The following is a 19,999-nucleotide window of genomic DNA, read 5'->3' on the forward strand; positions in this document are numbered from 1 at the left end:
CCGTCCCGCGGCGCGCGTTGCACCCGGGGTGAGGATCTCCGTGCTCGACCGCTCGCCGGTGCGGCGTGACGGCGGGACCGCGCGGGCGCTGCGGGACACCGTCGCGTTCGCCGCGGACGTCGAACGGCTGGGCTACCACCGGTTCTGGGTCTCCGAGCACCACGGCGTGCCCGGGGTCGCCGGGTCCGCGCCGACCGTGCTGGCCGCCGCCGTGGCCGGGGCGACGAGCCGGATCCGGGTCGGTACCGGGGGCGTCATGCTGCCGAACCACCGGCCGCTGGTCGTCGCCGAGCAGTTCGGTGTCCTGGAAGCGCTGCACCCGGGCCGGATCGACATGGGACTGGGCCGGTCGGTCGGCTTCACCGCCGGCGTCCGCGAGGCGCTGGGCCACGGCAAGGAAGCCGCCGACGACTTCGGCGCGCAGGTCCGGGAGCTGCTCGGGTTCTTCACCGGCGCGCACGACCGTCCGGGTGTCCACGCCTACCCCGCCGAGGGCCTGCGCGTGCCGCCGTTCCTGCTGGCCACCGGGTCCGGTGCCGACCTCGCGGCGGAGCTCGGGCTGCCGCTGGTGATCGCGCCGGTCCGCGGTGAACGCGCACTGGTCGAAGCCGTGACGCGCTACCGCGACGGGTTCCGGCCCTCCGAATGGGCGCGGGAGCCGTACGTCGTGGTGTCGTCGGCGATCGCCGTCGCGGAGTCGGCGGCCGACGCGCGCCGCCTGCTCGTGTCGGAGGCCTGGGCGACGGTGTATTCGCGCTCCCACGGCGTCTTCCCGCCGCTGTCGCCGCCCGCGGAGGTCCTGGCCCTGCCGATGACCGACCGCGAGCGCAAGCGCCTCGAGGAGACCCTGGACGGCCAGATTTCGGGCACCCCGGCCGAAGTGGAAGACCGGCTGGGGACGCTCGTCGCGGCCGTGAGCGCCGACGAAGTCCTCGCGACGACCGCCGCCTACGACCAATCCGCGCGACTCGATTCTTTCGCCGCGCTAGCTGAACTCGCGGGGCTTCGCGTCCCCATTTCGTGAGTGGATCTCGAATTGTGGTGACACCACGTCGGAATATTACCGATGACTGTGCGCTATGGTTTTCCCGTGACTGCCGGGTCGGCCTCGAGCCGTGAGCAGACGGGGTACCCGGCTGTGCCGTGACCTCCGGGCGGCCCCGTGGGCCGCCGCCTCCCGCACGTCTTCCGTCATCGGAACGTGCGCGGGAAGGGAGGTGAATCGCATGTCCCAGTGGCAAGAGTTCGTCGCGGCCCACGCCGAAGGCGGGGTGCTCGACGGCGTCGTGGCCCGGGTGGTCCCGTTCGGCGCGTTCGTCGACGTCGACGGCCATCAGGGTCTCCTGGTGACCGACGCGGCCCCCGAGCCGGGCAGCCGGGTGACGGTCCGCATCGAGGCCATCGACGTGGAACGCCGCCGGTTCAGCCTGGTCCAGGCGTGACGTGAGCCGGGTGAGGCAGGGCGCCCTGCCTCACCCGAGCACGAACGGCAGCCGGGCGGCCAGCTCGCCCAGCGCCTCGCGCTCGGCGTCGGAAGGGGTGCGGCGGCCCGTCGCCACCAGCAGCACGTCCGGGTCCGAGAACGACGCCGGGAACGCCGTCCCCGCGATTTTCTCGACCATCTCCCGCGCTCGCGCCAAACCCTCGGGAGGCGGGGGCGCGACAGCGGGCAGGTCCAGGTGGTGCAGCGTCCACTCCAGCACGTACGCCGACAGGTAGTCGCCCGCCGTCAGGACCATCTCCTGCGTCGACACCCGCATCCCCGGGTCCGCCAGGTCGGCCGCGCGGCCCGCCGCCGCGCCCACGTCGTCGAGGTGGAACTTCAGCAGCGCCGGATCCTCGTACGCCGCCGCCAAGCGGACGATCAGCGCGTCCAGCGGGTCGTCGCCCGGCGGGGGAGTGGAGCCGACCGCCCAGTACGTCACCGCGTCGTGCGTGACCGGCGAGGACGCCGGGGTGACCAGCGTGATCAGGACGTCCTGCGCGTCGATCACCAGGTGGCACACCAGGTCCCGGACCAGCCACCCCCGGCAGCCCGACGGTTTCGCGAACTCCGCGTCGGGCAGGGAAGCGACCGCGGCGCGCAACGCCGCCCACGTGCGCGAGAAGAGGTCCACGCCGGCGAAGCTAGCAGGATCACAGCCTCAGCTGCAGCTGGGTGAGGATCCGCTGAGCCGGGTCGGCGAAGTCCACTTCGGACACTTCGGCCGCGCGCCGGACGCGGTAGCGGACCGTGTTGGGGTGGATGTTCAGGACCCGGGCCGCCGCCCGGACGTCGCCGAACGCGTCGAGCCACGCCAGGACGGCCGGGACGAGGATGCCGCCGTGCTCGGCGTCGTGCTCCACCAGCGCCGTCAGCCGCGGATCCCGGATGCGCGGCTCCGCACCCAGGAAGCCCAGCACCTCCGACAGCAGTACCTCGGCGTGGACGTCGGCCAGCGACGCGACGTCGGCCGGCCAGCGTCCGCGCGCCATCGCCGCCAGGACGCGGTCCGCGTCGCCCCGGGACGCCGCCGCGGCCGACAACCGCGGCACCACGCCACCGAGCGCCGCCCGGACCGGGACGTCCAGGTGCCGCCGCGCGGTGCCGACGATCTCCTTGGCCAGTGCCAGCACCGCCGCGTCCGAGTGCTCGGGCAGGTCCGGCAGCAGCGCGTAGACGCGGCCGCCGATCACGCTCACCAGCGCGCTGCGCCGGTAGGCCGCCGTGTGGACGGCGATCAGGTGGACCAGCTCGGCGCGCCGCAGCTGCCGGTTGTCCGAGCGGTCCAGGGAAAACGCCAGGACCTGCGCCGGCCGGGCCGGGTCCGCGCCGATGTCGTCGGCGACGGACTCCGCGTCCAGCCGCCCTTCCAGCAGGCTCGCGAGGAGGTCCTCCCGCAGCCGCAACTCGGGGCTGGGCAGCGTGCGGGCGCGGATCAGCCGCGGCGCGAGCGTGCGGCTCGCGCCGAGCAGGGCCGTCTCGGCGCGTTCGGTGAGCGGCTGAGCGCCTTCCTGGACCCAGATCGTGCCGAGCGGCTGCTTGCCGGCGTGGATGCCCGCCGCGATGCGCCGCCGGATGCCCAGCTCCGGGCGCTCGTCGATCCGCACGATGCCTTCGCCGGCGCGGAGCCGCTGGTAGACACCCCATTCACGCAACATCGCGAGGTAGCGTTCCGGGCCTTCGCGGCCGAGGATCGACAGCCGCCGCAGCTCGTCGACCTCGTCGCCCGCGCGGGAGTAGGCGAGCACGCGGTTGGCCGTGTCCTCGATGCTGACCAGGCCGCCGGTGAGCGTCGCGATCGTCTGGGCCAGGGCGAACAGGTCACCGAGCACCTCGCCGCTGGCCGCTTCGCCGCCCGCGCGCGCCGCCTCGACGACCCCGCGGGCCAGCGACTCCACCTGCTCCCAGCGCGCCTCCGCGCCGACCGTGAGCAGCGCGACGCCCGCGTCGGCGGCGACGTCGGCGCCCGTCGCGCCCTTGACGGCCACCGCGGCCGCCCCGCCGCGCCCGGCCGCCCGGATCGCGGGCGCCGCCGCCCGGCCGCGCGCGCCGATCACCAGCACGAGGTCGCCCGGGGACGCCTCCAGGGGGTCTTCGGGGTCGAGGATCACGACGTCGCCGACCGGGACGCCCAGCCCGTGCGGCGCCACGACCACCTCGACCAGCGGTTCGCCGAGGGTGGCCAGCACGTGCCGCAGCGACGTCACGGCAGCCTTGTTCGATCAGCCAAGCTCATACGAGCGATTTTAGCCGGTCGGACAACCCGCTCCGACGTGTCCGGAGTTACCGTTCGGGCATCCGGACGTAAAGCATGAGGAGCCGCCGTGGACGCCGTGACCCAGACCCCCGCCCCGAAGAACGAGCCGGTGCTGACGTACGCGCCGGGCAGCGCTGAGCGCGCGGAACTCGAGGGTGCGCTCAAGCGGCTGGGCCAGGCGGAACCCGTCGACCTCACGGTCACCGTCGGGGGCGAGCAGCGCCCCGGCGGCGGCGAGAAGATCGAGGTCGTCCAGCCGCACAACCACCGGCACGTGCTGGGCACCATCCACAGCGCCACCCAGCAGGACGCGACCGACGCCATCGCCGCCGCCGCGAAGGCCGCGCCCGAGTGGCGCGCGCTGTCCTACGACGACCGCGCGGCCATCCTGCTGCGCGCCGCCGACCTGCTGACCGGCCCGTGGCGCGCCACGCTCAACGCCGCCACCATGCTCGGCCAGTCCAAGACCGCGACCCAGGCCGAGATCGACGCCGCCTGCGAGCTCGCCGACTTCTGGCGCTTCAACGTCGAGTTCGGCCGCCGCGTCCTGACCGAGCAGCCGATCAGCTCCCCGGGCGTCTGGAACCGGCTGGAGCACCGCCCGCTCGAGGGCTTCGTCTACGCGATCACGCCGTTCAACTTCACCGCGATCGCCGGCAACCTGCCGACCGCGCCCGCGCTGATGGGCAACACCGTGCTGTGGAAGCCGTCGCCGACGCAGTCGTTCGCGGCGCACCTCACCATGCGGCTGCTCGAAGAGGCGGGCATGCCGCCGGGCGTCATCAACCTGCTGCCGGGTGACGGCAAGGCCGTCTCCGAGGTCGCCCTGACCCACCGCGACCTGGCCGGTATCCACTTCACCGGCTCGACCGCGACGTTCCAGCACCTCTGGGGCACGGTCGGCGCGAACATCGCCGGCTACCGCTCCTACCCGCGCCTGGTCGGCGAGACCGGCGGCAAGGACTTCGTGCTGGCGCACCCGTCGGCCGACGTCGACGTCCTGCGCACCGCCCTGGTCCGCGGCGCCTTCGAGTACCAGGGCCAGAAGTGCTCCGCGGCTTCGCGGGCCTACATCCCGCGCAGCGTCTGGAACCAGGTCAAGGACGGTCTCGTCGCCGAGACCGAGGCGCTGTCCTACGGCGACGTCACCGACCTGTCGCACTTCGGCGGCGCGGTGATCGACCGGCGCGCGTTCACCAAGCACGCGGAGCTGTTCGAGCGCGTCAAGAGCGACACCTCGGTGGAGGTCCTGACCGGCGGCACCGCCGACGACGAAGACGGCTTCTTCGTCCAGCCGACGATCCTCGTCTCGGACAACCCGAAGCACGAGATCTTCTCCACCGAGTACTTCGGCCCGATCCTCTCGGTGCACGTCTACGAAGACGGCGATTTCGACGCCGTGCTCAAGCTCGTCGACGAGACCGCCGCGTACGCGCTGACCGGCGCGATCATCGCCAACGACCGCACGGCCGTGGCGAAGGCGTCGGAGGCGCTGCGGTTCGCCGCGGGCAACTTCTACGTCAACGACAAGCCGACCGGTGCCGTCGTCGGCCAGCAGCCGTTCGGCGGCGCGCGGGCCTCGGGCACCAACGACAAGGCGGGGTCGATCTTCAACCTCCAGCGCTGGACCAGCCCGCGCTCGATCAAGGAGACCTTCGTCCCGCCGACCAGCGTCCGTTACCCCCACCAGGGCTGAGGGAGGACTCGTCATGCTGCGTGCCCCGTTGCTCGCCGCCGCCCGGTCGAAGGGCATCCGGCGGCTCGTCGAAGCGGTGCCCGCCACGCGATCCGTGGTGCGCCGGTTCGTCGCCGGGTCCGAGACCGCCGACGCCGTCCGCGTCGCCAGGGAACTGGCGGCGGACGGCCGGCGGATCACCCTCGACCACCTCGGCGAGGACACCACCGACGCCGCGCAGGCGGCGTCGACCGTGGCGGCCTACGAAGCCGTGCTGTCGGCGCTGGCCGCGGAAGGCCTGGCTTCGGGGGCGGATGTCTCGGTGAAGCTGTCGGCGGTCGGCCAGTTCCTGCCGTCGAACGGCGAGGACGTCGCGTTGGAGAACGCGCGGAAGATCTGCGCGGCGGCCGACGCGGTCGGCGCGACGGTGACGCTCGACATGGAGGACCACACCACCACGGACTCGACGCTGGGCATCCTGCGCGAGCTGCGCGGCGAGTACCCGTGGGTCGGCGCGGTGCTGCAGGCCTACCTGCGGCGCACCGAGCAGGACTGCCGGGAGCTGTCCGGGCCGGGTTCGCGCGTGCGGCTCTGCAAGGGCGCGTACGCCGAGCCGGAGACGGTGGCGTTCCAGGAGAAGTCCGAGGTGGACAAGTCCTACGTCCGCTGCCTGCGCGTCCTGATGGCGGGGGCCGGGTACCCGATGGTGGCCTCGCACGACCCGCGGATGATCGAGATCGCCGGGGCGCTGGCGATCGAAAACGGCCGCAAGGACGACGACCACGAGTTCCAGATGCTCTACGGCATCCGGCCGGAGGAGCAGGGCCGGATCGCGGCCGCGGGCTCGCGCATGCGCGTCTACGTGCCCTACGGCGACGAGTGGTACGGCTACTTCATGCGCCGGCTGGCCGAGCGCCCGGCGAACCTGGCGTTCTTCCTGCGCGGGCTCGCCACCCGCTCCTGAACATGACGAAGGCCGCCCCGCGGGGCGGCCTTCGTCATGTGGTGGTGGTCAGGCCTGCTCGGCCTCGGCTTCGGCGGCCTTGCGCTTGACCTCGTCCATGTCGACCTCGCGAGCCTGCTTGATGAGCTCTTCGAGGGCCGGCTCGGGCAGCGCGCCCGGCTGGGCGTAGATCAGCGTCTTGTCGCGGATGATGGCCAGCGTCGGGATGGAGCGGACGTCGAAGGCCGCGGCGAGCTGCTGCTGCGCTTCGGTGTCGACGCTCGCGAACACGAGGTCGTCGTGCTTCTCGGAGGCCTTTTCGTAGACCGGCGCGAACTGACGGCACGGGCCGCACCAGCTCGCCCAGAAGTCGATCAGGACGAACTCGTTGTCGCTTACCGTCTGGTCGAAGTTCTCGGCAGTCAGTTCAACGGTGCTCATGCCCAGGTCAACGACGCGGGGGCGGCGGGAATTCCCGGGCTCGGGGTAGCGTCTCCCCCGAGCAACCGTACGAGGAGGAACTCATGGCCGACGGCGAAATCCTGGGCCGGATCGACGAGCTGATCGCGGAGGAGCACGAGCTCCGGTCGCGCGCGGTCGGCGTCGGGCTGAGCGGTGGCGACAAGGATCGCCTCACGACGGTCGAGCAGCAGCTCGACCAGTGCTGGGACCTGCTCCGCCAGCGCCGCGCGAAAACGGAGTTCCACGAGAACCCGGACGAAGCCGCGGCCCGCCCGGTCTCCGAGGTGGAGTCCTACCGCCAGTGATTCAAGGGTCGACACGCGTGATTGCGGAGTCGACACGCGTGATTGGAGGGTCGACACGGCACTGACACCGTGTCGACCCTCCAATCACGGATGATGACCCTCTAATCACGCGTGCTGACCCTTCAATCACGGGGTCAGGCGGGGCAGAGGGTGCCGTCGGCGGGGACCTTGCCGTCGATCAGGAAGGCGCGGGCCGCGTCGGTGACGCAGGGGGACGAGCCCACCGCGCCGTGGCCCGCGCCCTGCCAGGTGATCGTCACCGCGGTCGGCATCTGGTCCGCCGCGCGCGTGCTGCCCACCTGGGGTGTCACCGGGTCGGCCGCGGTGGCCGTGACCAGGATCGGCGGTGCGCCGGTCGCGCCCGCCGGCGGCAGCGGCTCGGTCCGCACCGGCCACGGCCCGCACCAGGCCAGCTGCTGGGCGACGACCGCGCCGAACTGCGGGTACTTCGCCCGCATCCCGGCCGCGACCTGGTCTAGCTGGTCGGCCGAGAGCCGGGTCTGGCTGTCGTTGCAGTGGGTCGCGATCGTGACGTCGAGCCGCGACGGCTGGGCGCGCGAGTCGTGCAACGCCGGCGCGGCGAAGGCCGCCAGCGGCCGGATGTCCCCCGACCGCGCCGCCACGATCGCGTCGGCGAGCTCCGGCCACCGCGGGCGCTGCGCCAGTCCCGAGTAGACGGCGAACATCGCCACCCCCGGCCCGAACGCGACGCCGTCGTCGGTCAGCGGCGCGATGTTCTGCCGCAGCTGGCCGGCGAGCGCCGTCAGTGCCGTCTTCGGGTCGCCGAGAGCGCACTTGCGCGCGGCGCAGTCCGTGGCGAAGGCGTCCAGCGTGGACTGGGCGCCGGCGGCGACCGCGTCGAGGACCGCGGCGGTGTCCGGGCCCGGGTCGGGGACGCCGTCGAGCACCATCCGGCCGACCTGGCCGGGGAAGCGCACGGCGTACTGCGAAAGGACCTTCGAGCCGTCGCCGCGGCCGAGCGCGTTCAGCCGGTCCATGCCCAGCTGCTTGCGCAGCTCGTCGAGGTCGCCGGCGCTGCGCCAGCTGTCGAGCGCGGTCTGGGAGTCGTCCAGCTCGATCGCGCACTGCTGGCCGGCCTTGCGCGCGGCGTCCAGGACGTCCTGCAGGTCGCCTTCGGCCGGGTCCGCGTCGATCAGGTCGTGCCGGATGTCGTCGGGCACGCACTGGGCGGGGCCCGAGAGCCCGGTGCCTCGCCGGTCGAGGCCGATCAGCGAGAACTTCTCCAGGAACGCCGGCGGCAGCGTCGCGGCCAGCCGCGCGGCGTACACCGTGCCGGGATCGCCGCTGACGTCGTTGACGACGACCAGCGGCACCGGGCCGGTGCCGACCTTCAGCGCCAGCAGCCGCACGACCGAGCGCCGGGCCTCGCCGGGCGCGTCGAGCGGGGCGGTGACCCGGGCGCAGGTGAAGTGCAGCGTGTCCGGGACGCCGGGGGTGCCGATCCGCTGCCGGGTGTCGTCGTCGCAGTCGGCCCACCGCAGCGACGGCGACTGCGGTTCGCCCAGCGGCGGCAGGGGCACCGAGGGCGTGGCCGACGGCGAGGCGGACGTCGGCTTCCCGTCGTTCTCGACCAGTGCCGGGCGGACCGACGGCCCGGCGGCGCAGCCCGCGGCGGAGGCCAGGGCGAGCAGCGCGACCAGGACACGGGAACGGCGGCGCACGGGCGAGGTCCTCACGTAGATCACAGGCAGGGTGACGCCGAGCTTCGCACGCCCGGTGTGGGACGAGGGTTAGCGGGTCCGCACCACCTGGCCGCGGAACACGGCGTCGAGGTCGTAGCGGGCCGGTTCCTCCAGCTGCGTGTAGTCGCACGACGCGGGTTCGCGGTCGGGGCGCCACCGCTTGAACCGGGCGTTGTGCCGGAACCGCGACGGCATGCCGCCTTCGGTGTTCTCGTACGCGACCTCGACGACGCGCTCGGGCCGCAGCGGCACCCACTCGTGCTCGGTCGCCCGCCAGCGGGTGATGCCGCCGGGGATCCGCTGGGCCTCGCCGGTCGCGCGCCCGCCCCAGGGGTGGTCCTCGCCGTCGGTGACCAGCGGCGCCAGCTCCTCGGCGAGTTCGCGACGGCGTTCCTTGGGGAACGACCCGACGGTGCCGACGTGGTGCAGCACGCCCTTGTCGTCGTGGAGGCCGAGCAGGAACGAGCCGACCAGGTCGCCGGGGCCGCCGTCGACGTGCCAGCGCAGTCCGGCCAGGACGCAGTCCGCGGTGCGCAGGTGCTTGTACTTGTGCAGGACGCGCTTGCCCGGTGTGTACGGCTCGTCGAGGGGCTTGCCGATGACGCCGTCGAGGCCCGCGCCCTCGAACAGCTCGAACCAGTGCCGCGCGGTGGCGGGGTCGGTCGTGGCCGGGGTGAGTGCGAACCGGTCGCCGGCCAGCTCGACGAGCCGTTCGCGGCGGGCCGACGTCGGCTCGTCCAGGAGCGACTCGTCGTCGAGGGCGAGCAGGTCGAAGGCGACGAACTCGGCGGGCTGCTCGGCGGCCAGCAGCGTGATCCGGCTTTCGGCGGGGTGGATCCGCTCGGTGAGCGCGTCGAAGTCCAGCCGCCCGCCGCGCGCGACGACCAGCTCGCCGTCGAGCACGACCCGCGGCGGGAGCGTCTCCAGCAGCCGGGAGACGGCTTCCGGGAAGTACCGGTTCAGCGGCTTTTCCGCGCGGGACTGCAGGTACAGCTCGTCGCCGTCCTTGAAGACGATGCAGCGGAAGCCGTCCCACTTGGGCTCGAACAGCAGGCCCCCGGAGTCCGGGATGGCCTTCGCGGGCTTGGCGAGCATCGGCTTCAGCGGCGGCCGCAGCGGTAGGGGCATGCCCGCATTCTGCGGAAGGACGCCGCTCAGCGCACGCGTTTCGCCGCGGTCGTGTCGAGTTCCAAGCGGACCGCGGTGGGCAGGACGTCGAGGCCGAGCGACTCCCGCGCCCTGGTCAGGACGCGCGCGTCCAGGTCTTCCCAGACGCTCTTGAGGTCGGTTCCCTCGTGCAGCCACAGGGTGATGCGCAACGCGGGAGACGTCCGGGAGCCGACCGCGCGGACCCGGGCGCGGCTCACGCCGTCGAGCTGTTCGGCGTCGGCCTGGACCGCGCCGGAGATGGCGGCCGCGGTGACGACGAGCTCCGCGCCTTCGGTGCGGTCGAGGTCCACGTCGGGCCGCGGTTCCGGGCGCAGCGAACGCAGCGTCCCCCGCAGGCCGAACACGAACAGCAGGACGCCGAGCACGATCGCGGCGATCCGGGCGGGCGTGGCGTGCGCGCCGAGCCAGTCGAGCGCCATCGGGTCGAGCAGCGGACGGCGGCCGCGGAACTCGCCGAGCACGCCGAAGCCGACCACCAGGGCGAGCGCCCCGCCGGCCAGGGCCAGCAGCCCGACGAGGAACGTCAGCGTGCGCACGCCCGCGTAGGACCGGGTGAGCGCCTTCGCGGCGGCTGACTTGGTCATCGGCGGTCCTTGGGGGAGTCGACGACGACCGACACCTTCGGCCGTCGCACCAGCGGGACGTCGTCGAGCAGTGCGGAGACCGTTTCGAGCAGGCGCGGCCGCAGCTCGCCCTCGGTTTCGAGGGTGCTCTTCGCGCGGACGCGGACGCGGCGGGCGCTCGCGGTGACCGTCGCGCCGGCGACGTTGTCCTGCGCGCGCACGGCGAGCCCGACCAGCCGGGCCAGCGAGCGCGGTGACGTCGAGACGCTCACCTCGCCCGCCGGGTCGGTGAGCCGGATCGCGCGGCTCCCGGCGCCCAGCGCGCACAGCAGCAGGACCAGGCCGGCGGCGGCGACCACGCCCGCGCCGACGCGCACCGCGTAGGCGTCCCAGCCCAGCGACGCGAGTTCGGCCTGCCAGCGCGGCCACGGCACCACCAGCGGCCCCGAACCGGGGCGCCACCAGTGCCAGCCGACTTCGAGGGCGAGCAGCGCGCCGGCGGCCGCGAAGGCCAGGGCGAGCAGGGTGGACAGGAGGCGGACGAGCGGGCGCACGGCTACCGCACCCTCGGCGGCACGTCCGGCAGGAGCGCGGACACCGTCACGGCCAGGGTCCGCACGTGGTAGCCGGTGAGCAGCTCCACCTCTTCGGTCACCTTCTCGCGCACGACGCCGACGACGGTCCGCACCGGCGCCGGGTACTGCAGGGCGACGTCGAGCGCGAGGTCGACGTCGTTGTCGAGGCCGCCGACCTTCGCCTTGGTGCCCTTCTTGCCGGCGTGGGAGGTGCCGGGGACCTGGTCGGCGGCGTGCTGGGCGACCTTGCGCACCACGGCGTGCCCGACGGTGAGGGTGCCGCGCTCGGCCGGTTCGGCGAGCTCGCGCGGCACGTCCAGGACGCGGCTCACTTGTCGCGGCCCTTGCCGAAGAGCTCACCGAGGTCGAGTTCGCCGTCGAGGACCCGGCCGGCGACCAGGCCGATGATGCCGACGGCCAGGGTCACCAGGAACGCGGTGAACCCCTGGGTCGCGGCCAGGCCGAGGATCAGCCCGGCCAGTAGCCCGGTCTGCGTTGCGTTCACATGTCCTCCTTGGACGGTACGAAGGTGCGGTCACCGCACCCGGGGCGGCCGGCGGCGGAAGCGGGCCAGTACGGCGGCGATCCCGCGGCGCCGGGCGACGAAGCTCACCGGAGCGTCGTAGCGGGAGTCCACATCGGACTCCCGGGCGGCCGGCCCGCGCTCGCGGAAGCGGGCCAGCCCGGCCGCGAACTCCGCCGGGTCGCCGCCCACGTCCGGGTGGTGGGCACGCACGAACGCGCGGAAGGCCGCCCGGCCTTCCGCGTCGTCCGCGTCGCGCCCGCTCATTCCACCCGCGTCGATTCGGGTTCTTCCTCGCCGGGCAGGTGGATGTCGTTGACGGAGATGTTGACCTCGATCACCTCGAGGCCGGTGATCTGCTCGACCGCGGTGATCACGTTGCGCCGGATCGCGCGGGCGACGTCGGCGATGCGCGCGCCGTACTCCACGACGACGTCGAGGTCGATCGCCGTCTGCTTCTCGCCGACCTCCACGGCGACGCCGGCCGTTGTGACGGTGCCGGAACCGGGGATGCGTTCGCGCAGGGCACCGAGCGCGCGCGACACCCCGCCGCCGCCCAGGGCGTGCACGCCGGCGACCTCGCGGGTGGCCAGGCCGGCGACCTTCTGCACGACCACCGACGAGATGGTGGTGCGGCCGGCGGCGCCCTCCTCGTTGAGCGGGGTCACCGTGCCGGGGCTTTCGGTCCGTTGCGGGTGCATGCTTGCGGGCTCCTCTCGCGGCGGTCTCTCGCCCGTACGATGCCCGCGCACGGGCAAACCTCACGCAAGGTCCCCCGAACGGGGGAACGGTCAGCCGGGGTGGACGTCCACGACGTGCACGTTCACCGTCGCGGCGACGCCGAGCTGACGGGACAGCTCCGCGGTGATCCGCTGCCGCAGCGTCTCGGCCGCCGCGTCGGCGGCGACGCCGAACCGGACCGAGACCAGCACCTGCACGGCGTCGTCCTCGACCGCGACGGCCGAAACCCGCACCCCGTCGGGCGCCCGCTCGGCCGCGATCGCCGAGGCCAGCCGAGCGACGACGTTTTCGGTGACGCTCAGGCCGCCGGACTCGCCGGGCACGTCCACGGCCGTCCGGCGGCCGCGCGCGACGGCCCGCAGCACGCGTTCGACCAGCCCGGGCGGGGTCGGCACCCGGCGCCGGGCGGCCGCGCGCACGGCGTCCCAGCGCGGGTCCCGCTCGGGGTCCTGTGGCTCGGCCATCACCGCTCCCTCAACTCGGCGAGCAGCGCCACCCTGGCCCGGTGCAGCCGCGAGCGCAAGGCGCCGACGTTCACGTCGAGCACTTCGGCGACCTCTTCGTAGCTCAGGCCCTCCAGTTCGCGCAGCACCAGCGGCACCCGCTGGGACACCTCCAGCCTGCCGATCGCGCGCAGCACCGCGTCGACCTCTTCGGCCCGCACGACGCGGCCTTCCGGGCCCGGATCGGCCCCGGCGAGCAGCGCACTGTCCAGAGTGGACCGGCCGTCGGGTTCCGGCGCGTCGAGCGAGATCGTGGGCCGGCGGCGCCGCAGCAGCGCGAGCGCGCTGTTGGTGACCACGCGGTAGAGCCAGGTCGACACCGCGGACTCGTGCCGGAAGGAGGCCAGCGAGCGCCACGCGGCGAGCCAGGAGTCCTGCACGACGTCCTCGGCCTCGGCCGCGCTGCCGGTGATCCGCAGCGCGACGCGGTACATCCGCGGGGTGTGCTCCCGGACGAGCGCGCCGAACGCGGTTTCGTCGCCGGCCGCGGCCCGGGTGAGGAGATCGGCGTCGTCGTTCACCCGGCGTCCCGGCGGTAGCGCAGGAACGTGAAGCCGTCCTCGACCAGGATCGACGCGAGCGCGAGCCGGCGCGGGACGGCGACCGGCCCCGCGGCGATGCGGGCCGCCGGGCCCGCCACCAGCAGCGGCGCGACGGTCAGGCACAGCTGGTCGACGAGGTCGTCCGCGACGAGCCTGCCGAACAGCCGCGGCCCGCCCTCGCAGGCGACGCGGCGCAGCCCGCGCTCGGCGAGCAGCTCGAGCGCGCGCCGGACGTCGACGTCGTCCTCGCCCGCGCGCACGATCTCCGCCCCGGCGGCTTCGAGCGCTCCGGTGCCGGCGGTCCGGGTGGTCACCACGATCGGGGGTACGACGGTCTCGGTGAACAGCCGCGACGCCGGGTCGAGATCGGCCGTGCGCGTCACGACGGCGATCGGCGGGACGGTCTCGAAGCCGAGCCGCCGACGGCGTTCGAGACGCTTCGGGCCGGCGACGACGCCGCGGTAGTCCTCGGCTCGCGCGGTGCCGGCGCCGACCAGGATGACGTCGGCGAGATCGCGTCCGAGCAGGAAAACGCGCCGGTCGGCGGCGTGCGAGAGGCCCGCGGACGTCGTGTCGACCTCGACGGCGCCGTCGGCGGAGGAAACGAAGTTGACCTGCACCCACGGGCGGTCGACCGACGCCGGGTAGGCGTAGATCCCCTCGAGGTCCACCCCGGTCAGCTCGCCCGTCGAAGAGGGCCACACGCTCCGCACGGAACAATCCCAGCACGGGCGTGAAGTGCGTCTCGACCGGGGGACATCGCCGCCGGGCCGGGCTCGCCGCGCCGTTAGGCTCTGCGACCATGCCCGCGCACCTCACCGACCGCCGACCCGAGCTGTCCGCCGACGAGCTGATCGGGGCGCTGGTGCCGCCGCCGCGCTTCGGCGCCGTCCGGTTCGAGACCTACATCCCGAACCCGGACGAGCCGAGCCAGGCCGCCGCGGTCGAGGCGTGCTCGGCGTTCGCCGCCAAGGTCGGCGCGCCCAAGGAGAAGAAGCGGTTCAGGCTCTTCGGCGGCGCTGGAGGGTCTTCGGAGCCCGCCGGCCCGATGGGCCTCTACCTCGACGGCGGCTTCGGCGTCGGCAAGACCCACCTGCTCGCCTCGACGTGGCACGCGGCGCCGTCGCCCAAGGCGTACGGCACCTTCGTCGAGCTGACCCACCTGGTCGGCGCGCTGGGCTTCGCCGAGGCCGTCCGGCGGCTTTCGGAGCACCGGATCCTCGCCATCGACGAGTTCGAGCTGGACGACCCGGGCGACACCACGCTGGTCACGCGGCTGCTGCAGGAGCTGATGGACGCCGGCGTGTACGTCGCGGCGACGTCGAACACGCTGCCGGAGAAGCTCGGCGAGGGCCGGTTCGCCGCCGAGGACTTCCTGCGCGAGATCCAGACGCTGTCGGCCCGGTTCGGCGTAGCTCGCGTCGACGGGCCGGACTATCGCCACCGCGGCCTGCCGGACGCGCCGCCGCCGGTCTCGCCCGAGGCGCTCGAGGAGTCCGTCGCCGCGCACGAAGGGTCCACTGTGGACGACTTCGACGCGCTGTGCGAGCACCTGGGTTCGCTGCACCCCTCCCGCTACGGGCGGCTCCTGGACGGCGTCACCCGCGTGCACCTGCGGGACATCCACCCGGCGCCGGACCAGAACGTCGCGCTGCGGCTGGTCGCGTTCGCCGACCGGCTCTACGACCGGGCCATCCCGGTCGTCGTCTCCGGCGAGCCGCTGCCGGCGCTGTTCACCGAGGAGATGATCGACGGCGGGTACCGCAAGAAGTACCTGCGCGCGGTCAGCCGGTTGACGGCGCTGGCACGCGACGCGGCACCGACCACGTGAGCAGCACGACGGCGACCGCGAACAGCGTCCCGCCGACGACGTCCGTGAGGTAGTGGTAGCCCATCCCGACCAGCCCGGCCGCGGCGACGAGCAGCGCCAGCGCGCTCAGCACGACGACGTACGCCTTGCGCGTGACGAGGACGAGCACGGTCAGCACCGCGACCAGGCTCACCGTGTGGCCGCTCGGGTAGACCAGGGTGTCGTTCTTCCACCGGTCGTACAGCGGCTTGAGCAGGAAGGCGTTCAGCAGGACCGCCAGCAGCGGCGCGCCGAGCGCGAGCGCGGCGTCGGTTCGCCGCCCCGCGCGCAGGCACAGGACGACGGCGAGCACGCCGAGGGCGATCACGACGGCGGGCTCCGTCGGCAGGACCAGCGCCCGTAGCACGCCGGGGCTCAGGTGCGCGGTCCAGCCGGCGACGGTCGCGTCCACGGCGCCGGGCGTGCTCCCGCCGGCGAATGGGAGCCCCAGCAGCACCGCCAGCAGGCCGCAGACCGCGGCCGGCACCCACATCGTCCTCACTCGCGAGAGGGTAGCTGTGACTCCGTGATGCACCCGTCTGCCACGATGCGGGGATGCACATCACGGTGGCGGGGGCCGGGATCATCGGCCTGAGCTGCGCGTACCGGCTGGCCGGTGCGGGACACGACGTCACGGTCGTCGCGGCGGCCCCGCCGGGGGAGACGACGTCGGCGGTCGCGGGCGGGGTGCTGTACCCGCCGGTGCGCCTGCCGGACAAGCGGATCGTGCGCTGGACGGCCGAGACCCTGGCGGTGCTGCGCGAGCAGGAGGCGCCGGGCGTGCGCTTCCGCCGCGGCCACGTCCTGCTGGCGCCGGGGGAGCCCGCGCCGCAGTGGCTGCCGGCGATGATCGACCCGGTCCGCGACGGCGGCCACCTGGTGTTCACGACGGCCCTGGTCGACACGCCGGTGTACCTGGAGTGGCTCCTCGCGCGGGTGGTTTCTCTGGGCGTGCGCGTCGAGCACCGGACGTTGGCTTCGCTGTCGGGCCTGGGCCCGGTGGTCAACGCGACGGGTCCGGGCGCGGGGGTCTTGGCGGGCGACGGCTCGCTGGTCCCGATCGGCGGCCAGGTCGTGCACCTGGCCGACCCGGGCCTGACGGAGTTCGTGGTCGACGAGACGAGCCCGGGCGCCACGTACGTGATCCCGCACGGCGGCCACGTGGTCTGCGGCGGTACGGAAGAGCCCGGCCGCGCCGGCACGGAGCCGAACCCGGTCGTGACGGCGGACATCGTGCGCCGCTGCCGCGAGCTGGTCCCGGCGTTGGCGGGGGCGGAGGTCCTGCGGTCGCTGGTGGGCCTGCGCCCGTTCCGCCCGGTGGTGCGGCTGGAGCGGAAGGGCGACATCGTCCACTGCTACGGCCACGGCGGCTCGGGGATCACGCTGGCGTGGGGCTGCGCGGCGGACGTCGCGGCTCTGGTGGCGTCCTAGGTCGCCGAAAAGGCGGCGTGGTCGGCCTCGGTCAGGTCGGCGTACCGCACGGCGTACGCGCCCATCGCTTCGTCCAATTCGGAGTCTTCGGCGAAGTAGCCCGCCAGGAGCTTCGGGTGCAGGGACCGCGTGTGGGCGCGGGCGAGCAGCGCGCCGGCCAGGCGGCCGTAGTCGTCGAGGTGGTCCTTCTCCAGCTCCGACGGGTCGATGTCGCCCTTGAGGTTGCGGAACTGGCGGACGATGTACGGGACGCCGTCGATCGTGGTCCAGCCGAGCAGGACGTCGGTCTCGGCCTGCACCAGCCGCGCGCCGTCGACGATCCGCTGTCCTTCGTGCTCCGCGGCCGGCAGGTCGAGGTACGGCGCGAGCGCGGGCTTCTGCGCCTGTTTCACCTGCAGCACCAGGTCTTCGTCGTCGTTGCCGTGCAGCAGGGCGACGTAGCTGCGCAAGCCCACGCTGCCGGAGCCGACGACGCGGAAGGCGACGTCGGCGATCCGGTACCGCGCGATCAGCGTCCGCCGCGACTCGCGCAGGGTGTCCACATAGGACACCAGTCCGGCGGCGACGGCTTCGGCGGTCCGCTCGTCGACGTGCGTCAGCACCGGCGGGTCCTCGACGAACCGGTGGCGCGCCAGGCCGGTCTCGTGGTCGTCGACCCGCTCGGTCCACTTCGCGGCGACCTTCGCGCTGTCGTTCTTGCGGGCCTTCTCGGCGGCGTCGGCGAAGTCGTCGATCAGCTCGTCCGCGCGGGCCTTGGACAGCACCGAGGAGTCCGGCAGGGCGTTCCAGCTGCGCAGGAACGGCAGGTCGGCGAGCGCGCGGATGGTGCGGCGGTAGGACTTCACGGCGTCTTCGGCGGCCTCGCGGCAGCCGGACTCCCCGATGCCGCCCTCGCGGCCGGCGAGCACGAGGCTGGCCGCGAGCCGCTTGAGGTCCCACTCCCACGGGCCCGGGACGGTCTCGTCGAAGTCGTTGATGTCCATCACGATCTTGCCTTCGGGGGTGTCGTAGAGCCCGAAGTTGGCGGCGTGGGCGTCGCCGCAGAGCTGAGCGGTGAGCCCGGAGTCCGGTGTGCCCGCGAGGTCGGCGCCCATCAGCCCGGCGGCGCCGCGGAAGAAGGTGAACGGTGACGCGAGCATGCGTTCCCGGCGGAGTTCGACCAGCTCGGGGAGGCGTCCGGCGTTGCTGGCGTCGAAGTACTGCTTCGCGCTCGGCCGGTCCTTCGCGGCGGTTTCGTGGTCGTGCACGGCGGCGGGTGTCTTTTCGCGGAGCCGCTTCCCCTGCTCGTAGAGTTCGGCCGGCGTCACGCTTTCGGTGCCGACGAGCGGCCGCTCCACCCATTCCCCTGATCCCATACCGGGCACAACGTCCGAAGGGGACGATCTGCTCCCGAGCCGCCAGGTGTCACCCGGCCGCGGTCATGACCCGGCGGCGGTGGACCGCGGATGCGCCGGACTCCGATGCGCTTGGCCGCGGGGAAGGCCGGGCGGGGGCCGCGCATGCCGCGGCGGGGTGCGCGCCTGGGCTCGGGGGGTGTTGTGGACTGCCGCCGCCTGCGGGAGGTGGACCCGCCGGGCCGCGCAAAGCCGCGCCGGGTGTTTGCCTGGGTCGGAGGCTGCGCTGCGGAGTGCGCCCGCGGGAGGCTCCGCCGCGGCGGCGTGCTCGCCTGGGCTCGGGGATGCGCCACCGGGCCGGGGCCGTGCTCGCCTGGGCCGGGGCTGCGAGCTGCGCCGGGGTCCTTGCCTGGGCCGGAGCCGAGCAAGCTGTGCCGGGTGCTCGCCTGGGCCGGGGTCTGCCGCTGCCCGGGGGAGGCGGCTCCGCCAGGCCGGGCCGAGCATGCCTCGCCGGGACGACCGGGTCTGCGCTGCGGACTGCCGGCGCCCGCGGGCCGGTCCGGGCTTGGACCACCGGCAGCGCGCACCAGGGCAGCGCACACCGGCGCTGCGGTGTGCTCCGGATGCCGCCGGGGCGGGAGGCTCACCCGGCGGCATCCGGTGGTTCAGGGGCGGATGACCTCGGCGATCGCGTCGATGCCGTGGTCCAGCTCCTCGCGGGTGATCACCAGCGGCGGCGCCACCCGCAGCGTGCGCTCGTGCGTCTCCTTGCACAGCACACCTCGGCCGGCCAGTGCCTCGGACGCCTCGCGCCCGGACGGTCCGCCAGGGGCGATGTCGATGCCCGCCCAGAGGCCGCGGCCGCGGACTTCGGACAGTCCCGACCCGATCAGCGAACCCAGCCGCGTCTGCAGGTGGGCGCCCAGCTCCGTGGACCGCTGCTGGAACTCGCCGGTGGCCAGCAGGCGGACGACCGCGCGCCCGACCGCGCAGGCCAGGGGGTTGCCGCCGAACGTCGAGCCGTGCTCGCCCGGCTTCAGCACGCCCAGCACGTCGCGGCGGCCGACCACCGCGGACACCGGCATGATGCCGCCGCCGAGGGCCTTGCCCAGCGTGTACACGTCCGCGCGGACGCCTTCGTGGTCGAGTGCCAGCACCGTGCCGGTGCGGGCCAGCCCGGACTGGATCTCGTCGGCGATCAGCAGCACGCCGTGCTCGTCGCAGGCCGCGCGGACGTCGGCGAAGTAGCCCTCCGGCGGCACGATGACGCCGGCCTCGCCCTGCACCGGCTCCAGCAGCACCGCGGCGGTGCGCGGGGTGATCGCGTCGCGCAGCGCGGCCGCGTCGCCGTACTTCACCGTGACGAAGCCCGGCGTGAACGGGCCGAAGTCGGCGCGCGCGGTCTCGTCGGTCGAGAACGACACGATCGTGGTGGTCCGGCCGTGGAAGTTCGAGCCGGCGACGATGATCTCGGCCGTGCCGTCCGGTACGCCCTTGACGCGGTGCGCCCACTTGCGGGCGATCTTGACGGCCGACTCGACGGCCTCGGCGCCGGAGTTCATCGGCAGCACCAGCTCGGTGCCGGTCAGCTCGGCCAGCTCGCGGCAGAACAGGCCCAGCTGGTCGTGGTGGAACGCCCGCGACGTCAGCGTGACGCGGCCGAGCTGCTCGACCGCGGCGGCGATCAGGTCGGGGTGGCGGTGGCCGAAGTTCAGGGCCGAGTAGCCGGAGAGGAAGTCGAGGTAGGACCGGCCTTCGACGTCGGTGACGGAAGCACCGGCGGCTTCGGTGATCACGACGGGCAGCGGGTGGTAGTTGTGCGTGCTCCACCGCTCGTCGAGCTCGATGAAGCTCGCGGCGGTGGGGGCGGCGGTCTCCCGGCCGACGAACGTCGTCATGTGTTCAGGTTAGAGGCAGAACACGCAGAGTTCAGCCGGGAA

Annotated in this window: 24 protein-coding genes; 7 read left to right on the forward strand and 17 right to left on the reverse strand. The window is 73.7% G+C overall.

Annotation, left to right across the window (positions count from 1 at the left end; all coding sequences use genetic code 11):
- Positions 1-28: 28 nt before the first annotated feature.
- Both ABZ342_RS22070 and ABZ342_RS22075 read left to right on the forward strand, forming a co-directional pair.
- Positions 29-1,024, forward strand: coding sequence for an LLM class flavin-dependent oxidoreductase (locus tag ABZ342_RS22070; protein WP_360475930.1), 996 nt, complete (start codon positions 29-31; stop codon positions 1,022-1,024).
- A gap of 202 nt (positions 1,025-1,226) precedes the next feature.
- Positions 1,227-1,442, forward strand: coding sequence for a S1 RNA-binding domain-containing protein (locus ABZ342_RS22075; protein WP_360475933.1), 216 nt, complete (start codon positions 1,227-1,229; stop codon positions 1,440-1,442).
- A 30-nt stretch (positions 1,443-1,472) separates the two neighbouring features.
- Here ABZ342_RS22075 and ABZ342_RS22080 read toward each other — a convergent pair whose 3' ends face one another.
- Together ABZ342_RS22080 and ABZ342_RS22085 are read right to left on the reverse strand one after the other, a co-directional pair.
- Positions 1,473-2,117, reverse strand: a complete 645-nt coding sequence (locus ABZ342_RS22080) for a maleylpyruvate isomerase N-terminal domain-containing protein (RefSeq protein ID WP_360475936.1) — start codon at positions 2,115-2,117, stop codon at positions 1,473-1,475.
- Positions 2,118-2,136: 19 nt separating this feature from the next.
- Positions 2,137-3,690, reverse strand: a complete 1,554-nt coding sequence (locus ABZ342_RS22085; RefSeq protein WP_360475939.1) for a helix-turn-helix domain-containing protein — start codon at positions 3,688-3,690, stop codon at positions 2,137-2,139.
- A gap of 117 nt (positions 3,691-3,807) precedes the next feature.
- On the opposite strand from ABZ342_RS22085, the gene pruA reads away from it, so the two are divergent.
- The gene (gene pruA, locus ABZ342_RS22090; protein WP_360475942.1) at positions 3,808-5,436 is read left to right on the forward strand and encodes an L-glutamate gamma-semialdehyde dehydrogenase; all 1,629 of its coding nucleotides are present in this window, start codon (positions 3,808-3,810) and stop codon (positions 5,434-5,436) included.
- Between the two features lie 13 nt (positions 5,437-5,449).
- Positions 5,450-6,379 (forward strand): proline dehydrogenase family protein, encoded by a 930-nt coding sequence (locus ABZ342_RS22095; protein ID WP_155542330.1) that lies wholly within the window; start codon positions 5,450-5,452, stop codon positions 6,377-6,379.
- 48 nt (positions 6,380-6,427) lie between these two features.
- Here the strand turns inward: ABZ342_RS22095 and trxA are convergent, their stop codons facing one another.
- Positions 6,428-6,799: a thioredoxin gene (trxA, locus tag ABZ342_RS22100; protein ID WP_155542331.1), complete on the reverse strand. Its 372-nt coding sequence runs from the start codon at positions 6,797-6,799 to the stop codon at positions 6,428-6,430.
- Between the two features lie 83 nt (positions 6,800-6,882).
- On the opposite strand from trxA, the gene ABZ342_RS22105 reads away from it, so the two are divergent.
- Positions 6,883-7,125, forward strand: coding sequence for a DUF2630 family protein (locus ABZ342_RS22105; RefSeq protein WP_155542332.1), 243 nt, complete (start codon positions 6,883-6,885; stop codon positions 7,123-7,125).
- Positions 7,126-7,259: 134 nt separating this feature from the next.
- On the opposite strand, the gene ABZ342_RS22110 is transcribed toward ABZ342_RS22105, so the two are convergent.
- From ABZ342_RS22110 to ABZ342_RS22160, 11 genes are all read right to left on the reverse strand, one after another.
- Entirely contained in the window at positions 7,260-8,822 is a 1,563-nt protein-coding gene (locus ABZ342_RS22110) for an alpha/beta hydrolase (protein WP_360475946.1), read from the reverse strand.
- A gap of 54 nt (positions 8,823-8,876) precedes the next feature.
- Positions 8,877-9,956: an ATP-dependent DNA ligase gene (locus tag ABZ342_RS22115; protein ID WP_155542334.1), complete on the reverse strand. Its 1,080-nt coding sequence runs from the start codon at positions 9,954-9,956 to the stop codon at positions 8,877-8,879.
- A 26-nt stretch (positions 9,957-9,982) separates the two neighbouring features.
- A complete protein-coding gene (locus tag ABZ342_RS22120; protein WP_360475949.1) occupies positions 9,983-10,582 on the reverse strand; it encodes an alkaline shock response membrane anchor protein AmaP in 600 nt (199 codons plus the stop codon).
- Positions 10,579-11,115, reverse strand: coding sequence for a DUF6286 domain-containing protein (locus ABZ342_RS22125; RefSeq protein ID WP_155542336.1), 537 nt, complete (start codon positions 11,113-11,115; stop codon positions 10,579-10,581). Before ABZ342_RS22125 ends, ABZ342_RS22120 begins: the two co-directional genes overlap by 4 nt.
- A 2-nt stretch (positions 11,116-11,117) precedes the next feature.
- On the reverse strand, positions 11,118-11,468 hold the full coding sequence (locus ABZ342_RS22130; RefSeq protein ID WP_360475952.1) for an Asp23/Gls24 family envelope stress response protein: 351 nt from the start codon (positions 11,466-11,468) through the stop codon (positions 11,118-11,120).
- Complete coding sequence (locus ABZ342_RS22135; RefSeq protein ID WP_013224542.1) at positions 11,465-11,641, reverse strand: hypothetical protein; 177 nt, start codon at positions 11,639-11,641, stop codon at positions 11,465-11,467. The genes ABZ342_RS22130 and ABZ342_RS22135 overlap by 4 nt, the downstream gene beginning before the upstream one ends.
- Before the next feature lie 30 nt (positions 11,642-11,671).
- Positions 11,672-11,926 carry a J domain-containing protein gene (locus tag ABZ342_RS22140; protein WP_360475955.1) on the reverse strand — a complete coding sequence of 85 codons (255 nt, stop codon included), beginning with the start codon at positions 11,924-11,926 and terminating at the stop codon, positions 11,672-11,674.
- Positions 11,923-12,360, reverse strand: coding sequence for an Asp23/Gls24 family envelope stress response protein (locus ABZ342_RS22145; protein ID WP_155542338.1), 438 nt, complete (start codon positions 12,358-12,360; stop codon positions 11,923-11,925). Before ABZ342_RS22145 ends, ABZ342_RS22140 begins: the two co-directional genes overlap by 4 nt.
- Positions 12,361-12,450: 90 nt before the next feature.
- Positions 12,451-12,864, reverse strand: coding sequence for an Asp23/Gls24 family envelope stress response protein (locus ABZ342_RS22150; protein ID WP_360475958.1), 414 nt, complete (start codon positions 12,862-12,864; stop codon positions 12,451-12,453).
- Entirely contained in the window at positions 12,864-13,424 is a 561-nt protein-coding gene (locus ABZ342_RS22155; RefSeq protein ID WP_360475961.1) for a sigma-70 family RNA polymerase sigma factor, read from the reverse strand. Before ABZ342_RS22155 ends, ABZ342_RS22150 begins: the two co-directional genes overlap by 1 nt.
- Positions 13,421-14,158 carry a pyrimidine reductase family protein gene (locus ABZ342_RS22160; protein ID WP_360475964.1) on the reverse strand — a complete coding sequence of 246 codons (738 nt, stop codon included), beginning with the start codon at positions 14,156-14,158 and terminating at the stop codon, positions 13,421-13,423. The genes ABZ342_RS22155 and ABZ342_RS22160 overlap by 4 nt, the downstream gene beginning before the upstream one ends.
- A gap of 89 nt (positions 14,159-14,247) precedes the next feature.
- Between ABZ342_RS22160 and zapE the strand changes: the two genes are divergently transcribed.
- Positions 14,248-15,276 (forward strand): cell division protein ZapE, encoded by a 1,029-nt coding sequence (gene zapE / locus ABZ342_RS22165; RefSeq protein ID WP_360475967.1) that lies wholly within the window; start codon positions 14,248-14,250, stop codon positions 15,274-15,276.
- Here zapE and ABZ342_RS22170 read toward each other — a convergent pair.
- Entirely contained in the window at positions 15,230-15,781 is a 552-nt protein-coding gene (locus ABZ342_RS22170; protein WP_360476032.1) for a phosphatase PAP2 family protein, read from the reverse strand. The two genes, zapE and ABZ342_RS22170, sit on opposite strands and share 47 nt — an antisense overlap.
- Before the next feature lie 68 nt (positions 15,782-15,849).
- Between ABZ342_RS22170 and ABZ342_RS22175 the strand changes: the two genes are divergently transcribed.
- Positions 15,850-16,725: an FAD-dependent oxidoreductase gene (locus ABZ342_RS22175; RefSeq protein ID WP_360475970.1), complete on the forward strand. Its 876-nt coding sequence runs from the start codon at positions 15,850-15,852 to the stop codon at positions 16,723-16,725.
- Here the strand turns inward: ABZ342_RS22175 and ABZ342_RS22180 are convergent.
- Together ABZ342_RS22180 and rocD are read right to left on the reverse strand one after the other, a co-directional pair.
- Positions 16,722-18,080, reverse strand: a complete 1,359-nt coding sequence (locus ABZ342_RS22180; RefSeq protein WP_360475973.1) for a DUF2252 domain-containing protein — start codon at positions 18,078-18,080, stop codon at positions 16,722-16,724. The two genes, ABZ342_RS22175 and ABZ342_RS22180, sit on opposite strands and share 4 nt — an antisense overlap.
- A 644-nt stretch (positions 18,081-18,724) precedes the next feature.
- Complete coding sequence (gene rocD, locus ABZ342_RS22185) at positions 18,725-19,957, reverse strand: ornithine--oxo-acid transaminase (protein WP_360475976.1); 1,233 nt, start codon at positions 19,955-19,957, stop codon at positions 18,725-18,727.
- Between the last annotated feature and the right edge of the window lie 42 nt (positions 19,958-19,999).

Source organism: Amycolatopsis sp. NPDC005961 (genome assembly GCF_040629235.1).
Lineage (GTDB): Bacteria > Actinomycetota > Actinomycetes > Mycobacteriales > Pseudonocardiaceae > Amycolatopsis > Amycolatopsis camponoti.

Bases quoted from the DNA above. Each gene is read 5' to 3' on its own strand.
- ABZ342_RS22145 (WP_155542338.1), bottom strand. From the start codon at position 12,360: ATGCACCCGCAACGGACCGAAAGCCCCGGCACGGTGACCCCGCTCAAC.
- rocD (WP_360475976.1), bottom strand. From the start codon at position 19,957: ATGACGACGTTCGTCGGCCGGGAGACCGCCGCCCCCACCGCCGCGAGC.
- ABZ342_RS22140 (WP_360475955.1), bottom strand. From the start codon at position 11,926: ATGAGCGGGCGCGACGCGGACGACGCGGAAGGCCGGGCGGCCTTCCGC.
- ABZ342_RS22095 (WP_155542330.1), top strand. From the start codon at position 5,450: ATGCTGCGTGCCCCGTTGCTCGCCGCCGCCCGGTCGAAGGGCATCCGG.
- trxA (WP_155542331.1), bottom strand. From the start codon at position 6,799: ATGAGCACCGTTGAACTGACTGCCGAGAACTTCGACCAGACGGTAAGC.
- ABZ342_RS22120 (WP_360475949.1), bottom strand. From the start codon at position 10,582: ATGACCAAGTCAGCCGCCGCGAAGGCGCTCACCCGGTCCTACGCGGGC.
- ABZ342_RS22175 (WP_360475970.1), top strand. From the start codon at position 15,850: ATGCACATCACGGTGGCGGGGGCCGGGATCATCGGCCTGAGCTGCGCG.
- ABZ342_RS22180 (WP_360475973.1), bottom strand. From the start codon at position 18,080: ATGGGATCAGGGGAATGGGTGGAGCGGCCGCTCGTCGGCACCGAAAGC.
- zapE (WP_360475967.1), top strand. From the start codon at position 14,248: ATGCCCGCGCACCTCACCGACCGCCGACCCGAGCTGTCCGCCGACGAG.
- ABZ342_RS22150 (WP_360475958.1), bottom strand. From the start codon at position 12,864: ATGGCCGAGCCACAGGACCCCGAGCGGGACCCGCGCTGGGACGCCGTG.
- ABZ342_RS22115 (WP_155542334.1), bottom strand. From the start codon at position 9,956: ATGCCCCTACCGCTGCGGCCGCCGCTGAAGCCGATGCTCGCCAAGCCC.
- ABZ342_RS22105 (WP_155542332.1), top strand. From the start codon at position 6,883: ATGGCCGACGGCGAAATCCTGGGCCGGATCGACGAGCTGATCGCGGAG.
- ABZ342_RS22075 (WP_360475933.1), top strand. From the start codon at position 1,227: ATGTCCCAGTGGCAAGAGTTCGTCGCGGCCCACGCCGAAGGCGGGGTG.